Source organism: Halolactibacillus alkaliphilus, from assembly GCF_900115465.1.
Classification (GTDB): Bacteria; Bacillota; Bacilli; order Bacillales; family Amphibacillaceae; genus Halolactibacillus; species Halolactibacillus alkaliphilus.
In genome coordinates, this window is record NZ_FOWN01000006.1 from 31,122 (window position 1) to 48,329 (window position 17,208).

Genomic DNA, 17,208 nt, shown 5'->3' on the forward strand with positions numbered 1-17,208 from the left:
AAGATGAAAGTGTCAAAATGTTGGATTTTTTTGCTTTATACCCACGATTATTTCCGGTACACTGACATTAGGGTGATGCTCATGACAACTTCAATCATTACACAGAAAATGATTGCGCAAGCACTGAAAGAACTAATGATCGATAAAGCCTTTCAGAAAATTTCAGTCTCAGATATTATGAAACAATGCACGATGCGAAGACAAACATTTTATTATCATTTCCAAGATAAATATGAACTTCTTGCTTGGATTTATCAATCAGACACAAAAGAACAGATCAATGACTTTCTTGATTACGAAAGGTGGGATACGATACTGTATCAACTTTTTGTCTATTTCTATGATCATCAAAAGTTTTACAAAAATGCCTTAAGTATTACTGAACAAAATGACTTTAGCGAATATCTATACGAAGAACTTCACGCACTTTTTACGCACGTGATTAAAGATTTGACGCATGAAGACTTACCAACACAAATTGATTTTCAAGCCCGCTTTTTTGCGTATGGCTTTGTTGGTTTAACAAAGGACTGGCTCATTTCAGGGTGTAAAACATCACCTGAAATTATGCGAGACGTCGTATACGACCTTCTTGATCATCAACTGAATATCTCATCACATGAAGGAGCAGATTGTCAATGAAACATATCATTAACGAAAAAAATAGCGCGGTAAAGGCGATGCTTTCGGCTTATCACTTCGAGCACCAAGACAGATTAGCCATTGATACACAACATAACATTATTTATCAAAAAGACGTATCAGGTGTAAGCTTAATCTCAGGAGGTGGCAGCGGTCACGAACCGGCCCATTTTGGTTATGTTGGGGAGGGAATGCTTTCGGCGAGTGTGAGTGGTGACTTGTTTACGCCACCTTTTCCTGATGCGATTTTACGCGCGATTGAACGAACAGATACTGGTGCTGGTGCCTTGTTGATTGTCAAAAACTTTGCCAGTGACGTCGAAGTCTTTACCGAAGCTAAACGACTAGCCAAGCAAAAAGGGCATCACGTCGAAATGGTGATTGTCAGTGATGACGTTTCAGTCGATAATAAAGAAACCTACTCCAAACGTAAGCGTGGCGTTGCTGGAACAGTCCTTATCTATAAAATACTCGGTTATTTTAAACAGCATGGCCTATCATTATCAGAGCTGTGCACGATCGCCGATGACTTAATGCCCCATTTATTTACACTAGGTGTTGCCCTGTCTTCTGCGGCACTCCCAGAGACGGACCCGTTTTTTTCTTTAGCATCCAATGAAGTCTATTTTGGTGTCGGCATCCACGGGGAGAAAGGTTACCGAAAAGAACCGTTCCAATCATCAGAACAGCTTGCTATTGAGTTATACAATAAACTCAAGCACCTGCATCGGTTTAAGCCAGGCGAGCAGTATGCCTTTTTAATTAACGGTTTAGGCGCTACACCACTTCTTGAACAATATGTATTTAGTCACGACATTAAACGATTGGCTCATCTAGATAAAATTACGATTGATTTTATTAAAACAGGGACACAGCTTTCATCGTACAATATGCATGGTATTTCGTTATCGTGTTTGAAAATAACGGATCCACGCTTTAAAGAAGCACTGAGAATGCCCGTTGCAGCAAGTCATTGGTAGGAGGAGAAAACATGGAAAAAACATTTATTAAAAGCGAAGATGGCACACTTTTACGTTTATATCGCTACACAAACGAACGTACACCTAAACTTATTTTACAATTTGCTCACGGTATGGGAGAACATGCGGGACGTTATCATGCGTTTTTTACTTACTTACTCGAACACGATATCTTTGTCTTTGCGAATGATCATCGGGGACACGGCCAAACTGCTGAGAAGAATGGACTGCTTGGTCACTATGCTGACGAAGATGGGTTTGAAAAAGCAGTGACTGATCTCCAGTTAGTTAATACGTTAATTAAAGACGCTTATCCTGGCATACCTTCGGCCATTATGGGCCACTCAATGGGATCTTTTTTAGTGAGACGCTTTATTGAACGTTTCCCTAATGAAAAACAAGCGGTGGTCTTGTCTGGGACAGGTTATCACCAAGGGTTTACAGGTAAAGCCGGTCAATGGCTGAGCTATATCGAGACAAAAATTTTCAGTAAAACACACCGGAGTAAATTACTCGATCGTTTAAGCTTTGGTCAATATCAGCGTCACTTTAAAAACAGGGGCAGCTGGTTGTCTCGTGATGAGGAGATTGTAAAAGCTTATCGGGAAGACCCTTTTAGTGGTTTTGTTGCGACGAGTCAGTTTTATTATGACCTGCTTACGGGAATGGAGGTTCTTCATAAAAAAACCGAACTAGCAAAAGTAAATAAAGATACACCTATCCTCCTTATTAGCGGTGACGAGGACCCGGTGGGTGGCTTTTCAAAAGGGATTGAACTCGTCGTAAATGATTATAAAGCTGTTGGTGTAAAAACCATCGACACGATCCTTTACCCAGAAGGACGCCATGAGATGTTATTTGAAATTAATCGATTGGACGTACAAGAAGATGTCTGTCGCTGGTTGATTCAGCAGTTTAACTAGCTTGAACATTCTCATCAGCACTTACTAACAGCGTCTTCTACTTATATCTTTGTTCAAAAAAACACCAGATACTGGCTATATCTTTTATAGCCAATGCCTGGTGTTTCTTTATTATATTTAGTTTATCGTTTTAGAGCGAGAAGACACCTTCCTCAAGTGCGTTAGCACTAGGTGGGTGATGAATCGCTTGTTTTGAATATTTTTGAAGTGACAAACATTTATTCTACTGGGTATAATTACAACGTTAACAATGAGTGCTAGAAAACAAAGAGAGAGTGGGCATCATGGGCATGAAGGCCATTTTTTCAAATCGCTTATATAAGCAGAAGATCGCCCCTGATTTTGTTACGTCCATGGATCACACGCTCCGGGTGTTTAATCAAGCCAAATATTTTCGCTATCAAGCAGAGGTCCGGGAGCTTAGGGGCTCGAAAGAGAAAAGTTCCGTCTCCACCCATCAACGGTTAAAGCGACGTTACGGATGAAATGATTATTATGCGAACAGTGCTGTTCAACAAGGACGCGCCCTTCTATCCGCGCAAAGAGAATTGAAGAACATGTGCATGCGTAATAAAAAAGAATAAACGATAACAACACAAAAAGGACCTTTATTCTTGGAAAAATAAAGGTCCTTTTCATTTGTCGTTCTCTAAAAAAATAGCATAACTGTCTGCCAACTTATCTAAAGAGCGTTAAGCAACGCACTGATTAAGAACATATTATGACGCACGGTGTTGTTTGATTGGCAATAAATGATCGGGGTCTTTTTTCAAATAAACGACCCAATAAGCTCCTGCCACAAACATCACTCCACCGACTGCATTACCTAAAAAAACCGGAATAAAGTTAAGAAGATAACTTCCCCAGCTAAAATAGCCCGCAAAAATAGCAGCTGGAATTAAAAACATATTGGCGACCACATGTTGAAAACCAATCGCAACAAATGCCATTGTCGGAAACCAAATACCGAGTATTTTTCCTGACATATCTTTTGCGCCATAACTTAACCAGACAGCTGAAGCTACGAGCCAGTTACAACCAATGCCTGAAAGAAACGCTTGTAAGAACGTCACATCTAATTTATGTTCAGCTAAATGGAGTGTTGTCGTTAAGTAAATCCCCTCGGTTAAACCGACAATATGGCCGAAGAAATAGGCAACAAAAATAGCACCTAGAAAATTACTGATCGTGATTAAAACAATATTTTTTAAGACGTGGCGTGAGTTAATCTTATTTTCCATCCGCGATAACGGCACAGCCATTAAATTCCCCGTCAACAATTCACCACCTGCAAGTAGTGTTAAAATTAAACCTATCGGAAAAAGTGCTGCTCCGATAAAAGCTGAGAAACCACCCCATGCCTCTGGCATATTGGCTGTAACATGAATATAAAGCAAATAGCCTAAAGCGATAAATGCCCCTGCCTCAAAACCTAAAATACCCGACTGTAAATTTGTGTAATGTGCTTTCTTATACCCTGACGTTACGGTATAGTGTGCAATTTCATCCGGACTATAAAAACCCACAGTTATCAGATCCTTTTCATTCATTGTTTGTGATACATGTAACATAATATACCTGATTTTAGGTTATGTCCAGGTTAAAATGAGAATACACATTTGGTATACGCTTACATTTTTTTATTTATCCTAAAAACAAAAAACAGGCCGATGGCCTGTTAAAATACACATACTTAATCTAGTTCTATACGATAACTTTTTTCTTCAGCAAGGTCTTCTGTTGACTTTGGAACAGTGAGTGTTAATACACCATTTTTAAATGCGCCGGTTATTTTAGATTCATCGACATCTCCAACAAAAAACTGTCGCTTAAACGAACCGGTTGATCGTTCCTGACGGACAAAGTTTTCTTCTTCGACATTCACTTCTGATTCGCGCGTCGCAGCAATGGTTAAATAATGATCTTTATACTCTACAATCACATTTTCCTTACTGAAGCCCGGTAGTTCTGCATCAATTTCGTAATGATCTTTTTTGTCTTTCACATCGACTTTAGGTAAATCATGTTTACTGAACGAAAACAGATCCCGGTCACGATCAAATAGCCTTGGCATTAAGTCAAAGAAATCATCTTTTTTCGGAAACAAACTGCCCATCGTTATCGCCTCCTTTACTCAATAGTCCTTGCCAGTATATTTATTCCACCCTCACCTAGATTAAAACAGCTCATCCTAGAAAAAAAGTGACATATTTGTGACAAAAGAAAAACTATAGCTTTTCTTTCATTTACTTCGCTTACCGAAGCTTCAGTAATCATTTACACTATTTTTATGTTATAATAACGCTTGCACAAACTAACACTTAGGAGACGTATTATGGACCGTTTAACAGACACACACGTTTTATCACCAAAAAAACAACTTTTCTTAATTACTTGGCCTATTTTTATCGAAAGCTTCTTACAGGTTATGATGCGCTTTTCAGATACCTTTATGTTAAGTTTTATTTCTGATGATGCTGTGGCGAGTATCGGCGTTGTTAATCAGATCATGATGTTTACTTTTGTCTTATTTAATTTTACTGCCATGGGGTCTGGTGTCGTTGTTTCCCAGTTTGTTGGGGCCAATAACCCCGAAGGGGTAAGAAAGACCATTGCCCACGCCATCACCGTGAACTTATCATTTGGCTTGGCTGTCAGTGTTCTTGTTTATCTCTTAAAAGATTGGTTTTTAGCCTTCTTTGGTTTAACCCCTGTTTTACTAGACTATGCAAATACATATGTCACGATTGTCGGTCTATTCCTTTTTGCCCAAGCTATGATATTAACTATGTCAGCGATTTTACAAGCGATGGGGCATACAAAAGACGTCATGTACGTCGTGATGGGGATGAATATTTTAAATGTCTTTGGGAACTATGTATTTATCTTTGGCGCTTTAGGCTTTCCTCAACTCGGGGTTCAAGGTGTCGCTATTTCAACAGCAGTTATGCGCGTGCTTGCGATGATTGTCATGTTTCATTTATTAGTGAAACGTATGCCAATTAAATTACCATTTAAAGCGTTTATTACCTTTGAAAAAGAATACATGGCAAAGATTCTACAGATCGGGGTTCCCGCAGCAGGTGAACAATTGAGTTATAACACCTCACAAATAGTCATTACGATGTTTATTACGTCTTTAGGGGCTACAGCGTTAGCTACGAGGGTCTATGCACAGAACTTAATGTCATTTATGGTCCTTTTTCCGATGGCTATTTCAAAGGGCATGCAGATCTTTATTGGCCAACTCGTCGGCGCTGGAAAGGATGAGGAAGCTTACCACAACATGTTTATTGGGGTAAGGTATGGCTTAAGTATTGCTGTTTCTATTGGAGCGCTTTTAGCCTTGTTTGGCCAACAGATTATGGGTGTGTTTACTAACGACTTAGACGTTATTACTCTAGGTGCCACCATTTTATTTATTGGTTTGTTAGTTGAACCAGGGCGGACGTCTAACATTGTCATTATTAGCGCTTTACGTGCTTCAGGTGACGCAACGTTTCCTGTCATCATGGGCATTCTTTTTATGTGGGGTGTGAGTGTGCCAATGTCTTATTTTCTGGGGATTCACTTAGGCTTTGGGCTCGTTGGGATTTGGGTTGCGATGTTGATGGATGAATGGATCAGAGCTGGCATCATGTGGTGGCGTTGGAAAAGTAAGCGCTGGATGGGGCGAGCGGTTGTAAAGCGACAATAAAGCCACTAAAGACCAGGTGCGCCAATGCCTCATAGTCATCGGCATTCGCATGCTCCGTTAACTTTTCTAATAACGATGATAGAAATAACGTCACAGGGCAAAGCGATAGAAGTCGCTTTGCCCTGATTCTGTTAATACGCACCACGAATATGTTGGTGAATGTGTTGATGATAGAAGTCACGTAGGCGGTTAAGCTCTTCATCTGTATATGGCGTCACCTCTGTTGCCCCAAGATTATCTATCACTTGTTGGGTATTTTTAAAACCTGGAATAACCGTTGATACACCTGGTTGTTGCATCACCCATTTAAGTGCTGCTTGCGCCATATCATGGCGTCCTTCCTTGATCCAAGAAAGTTCATCAGCAAGGGCTACCCCTTTCTCAAACGGTAAACCACCAAATGTTTCACCGACGTTAAACGCTTCGCCATCTTTATTAAAATGACGATGGTCGTCTTCTTCAAACTGATGATTAGTCGTAAACTTTCCTGTTAATAACCCACTAGCTAAAGGCACACGCGCAATGATGCCCACATTCTCTTCAGCCGCACGAGGGAAAAGCTCATCGAGCGGTTTCTGGCGCATCATATTAAAAATCACTTGTAATGTGCTCACATTTTCTTGCTCTAAACAAAACAGGCCTTCTTCTACTGTCTCTACACTCACACCATAATGTTTAATTTTTCCCTCTTTTTTTAATTCATCGAGTACTTGGAAAACGGCGCCATCTTTTAATATCTCAAACGGTGGACAATGTATTTGATAAAGATCTAAGACGTCTCGCCCTAAACGTGTCAACGTCCCTTCCAGATATGCTCTCACTTCTGGCATGTCATATGTCTTAGGGTCATGAATATCTCCTTTACGACAAAACTTCGACGCCACGTTAATCTCGTGTTCTTTTCCTTTTGTTGCTTCTTTTAACAATGACTCACTGTGCCCGTCACCGTAAACGTCCGCTGTATCAAAAAAATTAACCCCTTCATCCATTGCTTTATGGAGGGCACGTATTGACTCTTTGTCGTTGGTTTTTCCCCATGAACCACCAATAGCCCATGTTCCAAAGCTTAATTCACTTACTTGATAATTGGTTTTACCTAATGTATTGTACTTCATTGAACTACCACTAGGCTAAAGCCATAGTGGATTCCTAAGTACAGAGTTCTAACGAACTCTAATTGATTAGGCTATCTCCGTAGTCCCTACGGTTAGAAGTCTTACAGCTTCATTTTTAAGATTTTGTCCTGCGTTAATATCTCGGTTATGATGGGTATGACATTTTGGACAATCCCAATCACGCAATCCAAGATTTTTAACGTCTTTATTTTGGTAGCCACAGCATGAACATAGCTGACTGGATGGAAAGTTTTTCGCGACCGTTACAAGTTGTTTCCCATACCATTCCGCTTTGTATTCAATCATGGTTTTGAATTGTGACCATGACACTTCACTAATGGCTTTTGCAAGGTTGTGATTCTTTAACATATTACTAACAGACAAGTCTTCCATACCAATAATGTCGTGGTTTTTGACAATCTCAGTGGAGATTTTGTCTAAGTAATCTTCACGTGTATTCACTATCTTTTCATGGATACGAGCCACTTTGATTTTAGCTTTATACCAGTTCGCACTACCTAACGTTCGTCTACTCATGATTCGTTGTGCCTTAGCTAACTTTTCTTCCAATGTGCGAAAAAATTTAGGATTAGTGTAAGTCGTGCCGTCTGACAGAATAGCAAAGTCTTTGAGTCCGACATCTATTCCAATAGCTGATTTTGTTTTTGGTAGTTCTGCAACTTCAACTTCTGCTCCAATGGAAACAAAGTATTTTCCAGATGGATTTCGTCTAATAGTTGCATTTAGGATTTTGCCTTCCACTTCACGGCTTTTCGCAAAGCGAACAAGACCAAGTTTAGGTAACTTAATATAGTTACCATCAATAGCGATATTTCCGTTCGTATGCTTTGTTGTGTAAGATTGAACAGGATTCTTCTTAGATTTAAAACGTGGATATTTGTTCTGCTTCTTGTAGTACCTGTCGTAAGAATCTGCTAAATTTTCAACAGATTTTTGCAATGCAACACTATCCACTTCTTTTAAGAAAATATACTGTTTCTTTAATTCTTTAACTGCTTTAACGGTTTCATATCTGTTTAGGCATTTACCTTTCCAGTTGTTCACTAAAAGCTGTCCGTTTTGAACCATTTCTTCAGCCATATACCAATAAGCATCTTTTTCTTTCTGCTTGCCAAGAAAGAAGTTGAAGACAAACCTTGTAGAACCAATGGTCTTATTAACTAATTCAACTTGCTTCTTGTTTGGGTAGATTCTAAATTTATACGCTTTATTTACTAACATTGATTTTCACCTCCCTCTATAAAATAAGTTATTCTTAAAATTCCGTTGATTTACTCCGTTATTCTACCCAATATGATATTAAACCACAGATTGATCAAATCTAATTATTCAATAAATATTGAATATTGGAATGTGAGGTCCGGATGAAATAAACATCAACGCTCCCTTTTCCATTAAATGTATATAAAAGTATGATCGCACGTGTGGATCTCCACTTATTCATGGCGGTGTACCCTCCCATGTCTCACGGCATCTATGTGCGCAAATTCCTTCGTTCAACCTCTCCATGGTGGATGCCGGAAATGCTCCTTTGGTGGGTCTAGGCCCTAATGGAAATAATATCGACCGGCTAATCCGTGCTTCAATTGTTTAGATGTAACGGTGTGTCATCAGCGTTATTTTTTTGATCTTGTGTACTTACTTTCTTTTAAGCAGTTTCCTGAATTCCCTGTAATGATGGGATATCTTGCATCATGCGTTGTGGATCAAATGCACACTTACGTGTGCCTATCACATAAAAGATTTTAATTAATTTTCTAGCTAAGGCAATAAAGGACTGTTTCCCTGTTAATGGGTTGTTGGCTCGTGTGCGATAATAGTCATGTAATTGGCTGAAGGCGGCATTGTGCTTAGCTAACGGAATGGCAACCTGATAAAGAATATTTCTCAGTCGTTTGCGTCCTCTTTTTGTAATGGAGGTCCGTCCTTTGTGTAAGCCTGATTGATTCATCTTTAAATTGAGTCCCGCTAGTTTAATAATTTGGCGTGGATCTCGGTATTGTGTGATATCACCGACTTCAGAAAAGAAGGCTACCACTGTCATCGCACCAATGCCTTTGATATTCATCATTTCTTCTGCGCCTGGAACTTCCATCACAAGCGTGACGAGTTCATTTTCTAGTGACGCTAATCGTTCTGCCAAGCCATGATATTGATCCATAAGATAAGCCATTTCTTGACGTGCCATCTTTAAGCCAACACGTATACCTACTGAACGCTTCGTTACCTTGTTGACCTCTTCTAGTAACACATCTTCCGATGTGTTGATAATATCCACAGGGAAGTATCCCTCTGTTAAGAGATGCAAGGCTGAGCGACCTGTCCAGTCTTTGAATACCGTAAGGAATTCAGGGAAATAGCGATCCAGCAGATTATGCACTTACGCTTTGGTCGATGATAAGTCTTCCTGAATCATGTCATGTAACTTCATACCTTCACGTAATTCAGCGAACAACTCCTCTGGTAACGTCGGTTCGTTGAACCGGCCATCTTTGATTAATTGGGCGATAACCTTCGCGTCTTTTGTATCGTTTTTCGTTGATGAATCATCATCTAGCTCTTTCGAACGTTTCACTTTTGACGGATTTACAACGACAACCTTGAAACCAAGGTCTTGTAGATAATAAGCTAAGTTCAGCCAATAGTGTCCTGTTGGTTCCATGCCAATAATAACGTCTGAGCGTCGTTCGACTTGCTTGAGTGTTTCAAGCCAGGGAGTGTATTCTCAAACACCAAGCGTTTCACAAGATCTCGGCCACGATCATCAATCGCGCGAGCCACGTGCTTACGTTTAGCGATATCCACCCCAATAATTAATGTGTTTTCTGTGATTTGCATTAAGCGTTGATTTTGTGTAAAATCCATTGTAGAAGTCTCCTTTCGGTACTTGAATTAGAGGTCATCGATGACACTCACTATCGTACCAAAGGGGCTTCTTTTTTGCATTCTTCAAAATCATTGATTTTCCCTCGTATTTAGTTCCTTACAGGAATGCTCCTATAAATGTGTCCGCTTACATATTATTTTAGCCTATTCTGTTGTGTGATAAAAGTGAAAGGACTTAAGTGATTCTTCCATAAATTAAAGGTCATTTGTTCCGAGTGGATAATAGATAAAAAAAGCAACCGCTAAAGAGATAAGCGATTGCTTTTTTCTATGTGATTCACTAACTATTTACCGACTTTATTTTCTCAACCATTTCGGTTTCATTCCACCAAAATGTACAAGTCCAAATATCAAGAAAAAGGCCGTAATAATCGTCGCAATGATTAAGAAAGTGACGGGGCCAAACTGATAAATCAGTGGCAATGACGCAGCTGTCACTAAACCACCACCTACAAACGGTTCAAATAAAATCTGCTTATAACCGAAAGCCTCAAGTGCAGGTGTTTGATGATCAGGATCAGCAATTTTCATCAACAATAGACCCGTTGCGGTCATCCCCGTTGCTTGACCGAAGTCACCAAGTCCACGCTCAAACCAATACTCTGGAATCATGCGTGGTCCAAGCTTCATAAAAGCAAACACGTTCCATACAGTCGCCACAAAACCAAGTAAGATAAATGGAATAATGTTATCACCTATAACATCTAATGAAAGCGTCGCAAGAGCTGAAACGAGTAATACATCTAGCGCAAAACCAGATATTTTACTAATTAAATCTTGATCAATATACATGTGGATATTCATCTTATCAAAGAAGATTTGAACAATCATCCCGCCAATCATCGCCAGTGGGAAGAGTGGGACATATGGGAAGAGATAAACATCTGTCCAAGCGCCCCAAGTTAACGCTTCTAATCCGATCAACCCTTGTTGAAGTATATAACCAATCACAATCGATACGGCGATAAGTGATAAATGAAAAGCAAGTGGTTCAATCGCTTTTGCTTCTTTTACCTCTGTATCCGTATCATAACCGTGACGCTCAGCAATTTGTTCACGTTCTGAGTCAGTAAAGTGACTACGTCCACCAACATGCTGGGCAATCCCTTTTTTAAATCCGAGGTTAATAAGTAAAATCCCGACAACAACCCCGACTAAAATACCGACGGTCGCAAGACCAAGTGCTAAATCTGCCCCTTCAGAAAATCCGAGCGCATCAAAGGTATCTTTTAAGCCCGCAGCGGTACCGTGTCCACCGACAAAACTAATTTCAATCAATGCTCCTGCGAGTGGGTTCATACCAAAAAACGGTGTCAAAACCAGTAAGGTAAGGAGTAAACCGACCACATATTGTCCCCAAGAGACCGCTTGCCCCATGACCACTTGTGGACCTGCTGTTTTCCAAATCTTTTTGACACTTGGCACAGCTTTCCCTAAAAAGAGTGTCGCAAAGACAATGTTAATAAACATTCCCGGCAGCGTGCGCCAAACATCCAAAATAAATGTTGGAATTAAACCGTTATAAAACATGGAGGACTCCTCTAGAAATAACGGGGTAATACGCCCAACGACACCTGGACCTAATAATAATGCAATGAATCCAGCGATAATCGAACTCGGTAAAAATAAATCACGTAAGGCTTTTGTGTGTAGACGGACAACTTTTCCAATCATTAAAAAGACGCCAATCATTAAAAAGCTAAAACCAATCATGTTCGCTGACATAAAATTCCTCCTTCAAATAAAAAAAATAGACCTGTTCAAAGACAGTGACTTTTATAATATACGCATACTTTTGACATTTCTGCAATATTTCTAATAAAAATAAAAAAATTCTGACAAAAAAACAGATTGTAACGTACTGTTCATTAGCCCACATTTTAGATTTTTCTATGTTTTTTTTTAAAACTATGATGAATGCTTTGTTCATTTTTCAATTTTGGCTACATTTTTTTAAATTTCTAGTGTATACTTAAAAAAGTAAGCGCTTCAATATATTAGAAAAGGAGTGACTCATTATTAACCGACTGCCCCACTACCTCATCACTCATAACACCCTCTATCTAGAACAGAGTTTTTCCCCAGATGCTGAAACCATTATTGAAGAACATCTCGAAAGCTATACGTGTAGCGACACGATGAAAAACATCCTTGAAAATAGTTGTATGAGTTTTGGCTCAACTGTTGATGGTCGAAAAAAATCGATGAAAAATCTTTTCAATTTAAGTCACATCCCCGTCTTTCCTATTTCACCACATCATGACCTCTACTGTTTTCAAACCCATTCCCCCCGTACCGATCACTGCTTATTTATTATGACGACCCACCTGACACATTTTGTTCCTGACGACACAGGCATTACCTTTTATTTTAGCTCCGGCAAAACCAAGCATGTTTTAATGACAAAGGCACGGATTGAACGGATTATGGCGTTACTCTACAGCTATCACCTCTATTTCCGTAACGCCTTGCCGACAGCACATAGGCTAAATGGATGACAGTATGTTGACTCTCCCCTATACTATAGCTATTGATACGATAATGAGGTGCCACAAATGAAAACCATCTTTAAATTAATGAAAGCTTACCCAATTCATATCACGATTGCGCTCATTTTCATGTTGACAGAACTTATCACAGAACTCGTCTTACCATTATTTATCGGGCGGATCATCGATTTAGGCATTCGCGCAGAAGATTTAAATCAAACGATTATTTGGGGAAGTTTAATGATTGGTGTATCTTTATTCGCTTTTGTCTCTGGCATCATTAATACATATTTCGCTGCCTATGTTGCCCAACAGACCGGCGCTGACTTACGTGAGAAAGTGTATATAAAGATCCAACAATTCTCATTTAAAAATCTCGACCGATTTCAAACATCTTCGCTCATTACCCGGCTAACAAATGACGTTACCCAGCTGGAACGGTTTGTTTTTATGTCACTTAGGATCGCTACGCGCGCACCTTTATTGATTATTGGTAGTACCGTTATGGCGCTTTTTGTCAATGTTAGACTATCTCTCGTTCTTCTTATTGCTTTACCTCTTTTAATTGTCTTTATGATGACGTTAATTAAATATGGCTCAGTACTCTTTCGCCAAATTCAGCACAAACTCGATCAAGTTAATAAAGTCATGCGTGAAAACCTTTCAGGCATTCGCTTAATTAAAGCTTATGTCAGAGAAGACGAAGAGGCCGAGCGGTTTTCAAAAAAGTCTGCCGCCCTTAAAGACCAAACCATCTTCACGCTTCGCTTAATGGACATTTCCGGTCCAGTTATCATGCTTGTAATGAACGCTGCCATTTTACTTATTCTTTTCCAAGCGCGTGACGCTATTATTTCAACACAACTTGACATTGGGGATGTTGTCTCGGTATTAAACTATGCGACCCGAATGATGCAAGCGATTGGGATGCTGAACTGGATTAGTATGGCTTATACGCGCTCAAAAGCGTCTATCAATCGTATAAATGAGGTGTTAAATGAGCCGGTAGACCTTACCACCGGTAATAACAGGCTGGAACATAAAGAGACAGACAGTCACCTCACTTTTTCTTTGGTGCGGTTTCGTTATCAACCTGACTTAGAAGAGGCACTGAGCATACCGCATTTAAACATACTAAAAGGCGAACATGTGGCCATCATTGGGGCAACTGGTTCAGGCAAATCAACATTCATGCAACTTATTCCACGGGCCTATGACCCCACAGCTGGACACATTTCTTTATACGGACAAGCACTGCCAACGTTAACACTTGACGATTTACGGCAACATATTGGCTACGTTCCTCAATCAACACAACTTTTTAGTGGGACAATTAGCGATAACTTACGCTTTGGTAAACCAGATGCCACCGAGGAAGAACTTATATTGGCCGCTAAAGACGCAGCTATTCATGACACGATTGTTAGGCTCCCACATGGCTATCAGACCATGATTGGTCAGCGCGGGGTTAACTTATCTGGTGGACAAAAACAACGACTTTCGATTGCTCGCGCGCTCGTCAGACAGCCAGCACTTTTATTATTGGATGATGCAACAAGTGCACTTGATTTAGCAACAGAACGACATATTCTAGACCAGATTAAAAAGCGTCAGACAACACTGATAATGGTGACACAAAAAATCTCAACCATGAAACAGATGGACCGGATTCTTCTTTTTCGTGACGGTCACTTAGAAGCAGATGGCCCCCATCAAACATTACTACACTGTTCCACTCTTTATCAAACTATTGCCAAATCTCAACACGAGGAGGTAACGCCATGGCAAGAGGCAGACATCAACCTAGAGAAAAAGTAAAAATAGATAATCCATGGCCAACAATTAAACGGATTTGGCACTACCTAGGCGATCGCAAATTTAAGCTCATACTTGTCTTAGTACTTGTGACAATGAGCAGTTTATTATCGCTTGCTGGGCCGTATTTGCTCGGCACGATTATTGATGAGTTAATTGATATAACACAATCAACTCGCCTTACTCAATCGTTACTGCTACTCGGAACTGTTTACCTTATAAGTATTGTGACCGGATACGTCCAACAATTTATGATGATTCGTATTTCGCAAGAAACCGTGTTTTCTATGCGTGAACAATTATTTCAACATTTACACACCTTACCACTGAAGTATTTTGATGAACACCAAGATGGCGATATTATGAGCCGGTTAACAAATGACATTGAAAATGTCTCACAAACATTAAACACCTCGGTGATTCAAGTGTTTTCAAGTATCTTAACACTCACCGGGACACTCGTGGTCATGGTGACTCTCAGTATACCTTTAACACTCGTGACTTTGTTGATTGTGCCGGCACTTTATTTCGGGATGAAGTGGATCACTAAAAGGACACGGGTTTATTTTAAACATCAAGCGAAAGACTTAGGAGACTTGTTTGGGTTTATTGAAGAGTCGATCTCTGGCATCGCTGTGATTAAACACTTTTCTCAAGAAACGAATTTCAAACAGCAATTTACGGATAAAAATGCCCGGTTACGTGAATCTGGCTACCGTGCCCAAGTGTATTCTGGCTTTATACCGAAGTACATGAATATGTTAAACAACATGAGCTTTGCGGTGTTAACGTTTGTCGGTGCACTTTTAGCAATCACTCAAGCAATCTCAGTCGGCATGATCATTACCTTTACCCAATATGCCCGCCAATTTACTCGCCCACTCAATGAACTTGCCAATCAATTTAATGGCTTATTATCTGCGGTTGCTGGTGCGGAGCGGGTCTTTGAAGTTTTAGATGAAGAACAAGACTATACTTCTGTCGCTCACCCCTATGTCAAAGAGCTATTAGGTCATGTTGCGTTTCATGACGTGTCTTTCCGCTATCAAGATGAACTTATTTTAGACCGCGTGTCGCTCGTCGCAAAACCTGGCGAAATGATTGCCCTTGTCGGACCAACTGGCGCAGGTAAGACGACTGTTTTAAACTTATTGATGCGGTTTTACTTACCCGAAAATGGCCAAATTGATATTGACGGTTATGATACACGGACATTATCTAAACACCAATTGCGAGAGCCGCTCGGATTTGTTTTACAAGACCCTTATCTCTTCGAGGCATCGATTATGGCGAATATTCGCTTCGGTAATAAAATCGCCACGGATGAAGACGTCATAAAAGCTGCTCAAAAAGCCAATGCGGACAGCTTTATCCAAAAGCTGCCACAAGGTTATCAGACGATTCTTAAAGAAGATGGCAAAGGGATTAGCCAGGGAGAACGGCAATTATTATCGATTGCCCGAGCGCTCCTTCGTGACCCGCAAATTCTCATACTGGATGAAGCGACAAGTAGTATCGATACCGTTACCGAAGTGAAAATTCAAACAGCACTTAAGCGCCTCATGCACGGTCGGACGAGCATTGTCATCGCTCACCGACTGAATACGGTTGAACGTGCCGATACGATTTATGTATTAGATGCCGGAAAAGTGATTGAGTCAGGTAACCACAAAACATTGATGCAGAAAAAAGGGTTTTATTACAACCTATACAAACGTGGTTTCGAAGAAACGGGCAGTTAAAACGACACATATGTCACTTTGTCTGTCTAGCCGTGCGCTAAATGTTGTTGGCGATAGACTTTTGGCGTGAGCCCAATCAGCGCTTTAAAATTCCGATTGAACGTACGCGCATTCTGAAAACCGGCGTGCTCTGATACTTCAGTAATTGAGTAGTTCTTGTTTCTAAGCAAGAAACAAGCATGATTAACCCGCGAGTAATTCAACAATTGTGGAAATGTTCTTTCTGTCTCCTTAGCTATTAACTTTGAGACATAAATACTGCTGTAGCCTAACGCACGACTTAATTCATCGAGTCGCAAGTCTCGGTGAAAGTTGTTTTCAATATAAATCAACAACTCGGCAAGTAACCCTTCATTATTTACTCGATCAACCAACGCGGTTTGTTGTTCAAACAAATAAAGAATATGGTAAAGGGCTGATTTGCGGTAATAATATGACGCAGTATTAAATAATGGATCATGGAGTTGATCAATCAGGGCGTTTGATACCTCAATAACGGGGGTTTCAAATGCTTTTTCTTCTGTTTTCGTATAGAAATCTTCCGTATACTCGGGTGAAAACAGTAAAATATCCAATCTCGATTGTATCGGTGTTTCTATGTAATGTGTCTGAAATGGCAACACCAAGGCGATGTTCCCCTTCACTAACGTGTAGGATACTTTATTGATATTGACCACACACTGTCCCGATTGACATATAATCAGTTCAAAACTTCGATGCAGGTGCTCTGGGTACGTTAATGACTCTGGATGAAACTGAAAGACAGCTAAATCTTCTCCGTAATGGTCATGTTGAAATTCAATCATTGCTTAATATTCCTCCTTACTATTGTCTATCACTATATAGAAATTGTCTTGTTTTTTCAATAGCTAAACGACTAATATTAGTCGTAGAAGAT

The 17,208-nt window shown here is 40.0% G+C and carries 14 protein-coding genes and 1 pseudogene; 8 read left to right on the top strand and 7 right to left on the bottom strand.

The annotated features are described in order from the left end of the window. The first annotated feature begins 81 nt into the window (after window positions 1-81). The 4 genes from dhaS to BM163_RS13615 all read left to right on the top strand — a co-directional run bounded on the left by dhaS (window position 82) and on the right by BM163_RS13615 (window position 3,030). Window positions 82-642: a dihydroxyacetone kinase transcriptional activator DhaS gene (gene dhaS / locus BM163_RS04035; protein ID WP_089800502.1), complete on the top strand. Its 561-nt coding sequence runs from the start codon at window positions 82-84 to the stop codon at window positions 640-642. Beyond that, complete coding sequence (locus tag BM163_RS04040; protein ID WP_089800505.1) at window positions 639-1,622, top strand: dihydroxyacetone kinase subunit DhaK; 984 nt, start codon at window positions 639-641, stop codon at window positions 1,620-1,622. Before dhaS ends, BM163_RS04040 begins: the two co-directional genes overlap by 4 nt. A gap of 11 nt (window positions 1,623-1,633) precedes the next feature. Then, a complete protein-coding gene (locus BM163_RS04045; RefSeq protein WP_089800507.1) occupies window positions 1,634-2,545 on the top strand; it encodes an alpha/beta hydrolase in 912 nt (303 codons plus the stop codon). A gap of 284 nt (window positions 2,546-2,829) precedes the next feature. Then, window positions 2,830-3,030, top strand: a complete 201-nt coding sequence (locus BM163_RS13615) for a hypothetical protein (protein WP_143088179.1) — start codon at window positions 2,830-2,832, stop codon at window positions 3,028-3,030. A gap of 234 nt (window positions 3,031-3,264) precedes the next feature. Here BM163_RS13615 and BM163_RS04050 read toward each other — a convergent pair whose 3' ends face one another. Then, the gene (locus BM163_RS04050; protein WP_089800509.1) at window positions 3,265-4,071 is read right to left on the bottom strand and encodes a formate/nitrite transporter family protein; all 807 of its coding nucleotides are present in this window, start codon (window positions 4,069-4,071) and stop codon (window positions 3,265-3,267) included. A gap of 167 nt (window positions 4,072-4,238) precedes the next feature. Further along, entirely contained in the window at window positions 4,239-4,661 is a 423-nt protein-coding gene (locus BM163_RS04055) for an Hsp20/alpha crystallin family protein (RefSeq protein WP_089800511.1), read from the bottom strand. 219 nt (window positions 4,662-4,880) lie between these two features. Here BM163_RS04055 and BM163_RS04060 point away from each other — a divergent pair, with 219 nt between their 5' ends. Then, window positions 4,881-6,242: an MATE family efflux transporter gene (locus BM163_RS04060; RefSeq protein ID WP_089800514.1), complete on the top strand. Its 1,362-nt coding sequence runs from the start codon at window positions 4,881-4,883 to the stop codon at window positions 6,240-6,242. 131 nt (window positions 6,243-6,373) lie between these two features. Here the strand turns inward: BM163_RS04060 and BM163_RS04065 are convergent, their stop codons facing one another. From BM163_RS04065 to BM163_RS04080, 4 genes and pseudogenes are all read right to left on the bottom strand, one after another. Continuing rightward, the gene (locus tag BM163_RS04065; RefSeq protein ID WP_089800516.1) at window positions 6,374-7,357 is read right to left on the bottom strand and encodes an aldo/keto reductase; all 984 of its coding nucleotides are present in this window, start codon (window positions 7,355-7,357) and stop codon (window positions 6,374-6,376) included. Window positions 7,358-7,423: 66 nt separating this feature from the next. Continuing rightward, a complete protein-coding gene (gene tnpB / locus BM163_RS04070) occupies window positions 7,424-8,599 on the bottom strand; it encodes an IS200/IS605 family element RNA-guided endonuclease TnpB (RefSeq protein WP_089800518.1) in 1,176 nt (391 codons plus the stop codon). 427 nt (window positions 8,600-9,026) lie between these two features. Next, window positions 9,027-10,243 (bottom strand): annotated as a pseudogene (locus BM163_RS04075) (IS110 family RNA-guided transposase). Between the two features lie 318 nt (window positions 10,244-10,561). Further along, entirely contained in the window at window positions 10,562-11,989 is a 1,428-nt protein-coding gene (locus BM163_RS04080; RefSeq protein WP_089800520.1) for a sodium/glutamate symporter, read from the bottom strand. A 317-nt stretch (window positions 11,990-12,306) separates the two neighbouring features. On the opposite strand from BM163_RS04080, the gene BM163_RS04085 reads away from it, so the two are divergent. Genes BM163_RS04085 through BM163_RS04095 form a run of 3 tightly spaced genes read left to right on the top strand, consistent with a single transcriptional unit; the run spans window position 12,307 to window position 16,310 of the window. After that, window positions 12,307-12,762, top strand: coding sequence for a competence protein ComK (locus BM163_RS04085; RefSeq protein ID WP_229675489.1), 456 nt, complete (start codon window positions 12,307-12,309; stop codon window positions 12,760-12,762). A 57-nt stretch (window positions 12,763-12,819) separates the two neighbouring features. Further along, entirely contained in the window at window positions 12,820-14,571 is a 1,752-nt protein-coding gene (locus BM163_RS04090; protein ID WP_089800524.1) for an ABC transporter ATP-binding protein, read from the top strand. Further along, window positions 14,535-16,310: an ABC transporter ATP-binding protein gene (locus tag BM163_RS04095; protein ID WP_089800526.1), complete on the top strand. Its 1,776-nt coding sequence runs from the start codon at window positions 14,535-14,537 to the stop codon at window positions 16,308-16,310. The genes BM163_RS04090 and BM163_RS04095 overlap by 37 nt, the downstream gene beginning before the upstream one ends. A 26-nt stretch (window positions 16,311-16,336) precedes the next feature. On the opposite strand, the gene BM163_RS04100 is transcribed toward BM163_RS04095, so the two are convergent. Then, window positions 16,337-17,116, bottom strand: a complete 780-nt coding sequence (locus BM163_RS04100) for a helix-turn-helix domain-containing protein (protein WP_089800528.1) — start codon at window positions 17,114-17,116, stop codon at window positions 16,337-16,339. Window positions 17,117-17,208: the final 92 nt, after the last annotated feature.

Excerpts from the sequence above, each read along its gene's own strand:
- dhaS (WP_089800502.1), top strand. The coding sequence starts at position 82 with ATGACAACTTCAATCATTACACAGAAAATGATTGCGCAAGCACTGAAA.
- BM163_RS04040 (WP_089800505.1), top strand. The coding sequence starts at position 639 with ATGAAACATATCATTAACGAAAAAAATAGCGCGGTAAAGGCGATGCTT.
- BM163_RS04045 (WP_089800507.1), top strand. The coding sequence starts at position 1,634 with ATGGAAAAAACATTTATTAAAAGCGAAGATGGCACACTTTTACGTTTA.
- BM163_RS13615 (WP_143088179.1), top strand. The coding sequence starts at position 2,830 with ATGGGCATGAAGGCCATTTTTTCAAATCGCTTATATAAGCAGAAGATC.
- BM163_RS04055 (WP_089800511.1), bottom strand. The coding sequence starts at position 4,661 with ATGGGCAGTTTGTTTCCGAAAAAAGATGATTTCTTTGACTTAATGCCA.
- BM163_RS04060 (WP_089800514.1), top strand. The coding sequence starts at position 4,881 with ATGGACCGTTTAACAGACACACACGTTTTATCACCAAAAAAACAACTT.
- BM163_RS04065 (WP_089800516.1), bottom strand. The coding sequence starts at position 7,357 with ATGAAGTACAATACATTAGGTAAAACCAATTATCAAGTAAGTGAATTA.
- tnpB (WP_089800518.1), bottom strand. The coding sequence starts at position 8,599 with ATGTTAGTAAATAAAGCGTATAAATTTAGAATCTACCCAAACAAGAAG.
- BM163_RS04080 (WP_089800520.1), bottom strand. The coding sequence starts at position 11,989 with ATGTCAGCGAACATGATTGGTTTTAGCTTTTTAATGATTGGCGTCTTT.
- BM163_RS04090 (WP_089800524.1), top strand. The coding sequence starts at position 12,820 with ATGAAAACCATCTTTAAATTAATGAAAGCTTACCCAATTCATATCACG.
- BM163_RS04095 (WP_089800526.1), top strand. The coding sequence starts at position 14,535 with ATGGCAAGAGGCAGACATCAACCTAGAGAAAAAGTAAAAATAGATAAT.
- BM163_RS04100 (WP_089800528.1), bottom strand. The coding sequence starts at position 17,116 with ATGATTGAATTTCAACATGACCATTACGGAGAAGATTTAGCTGTCTTT.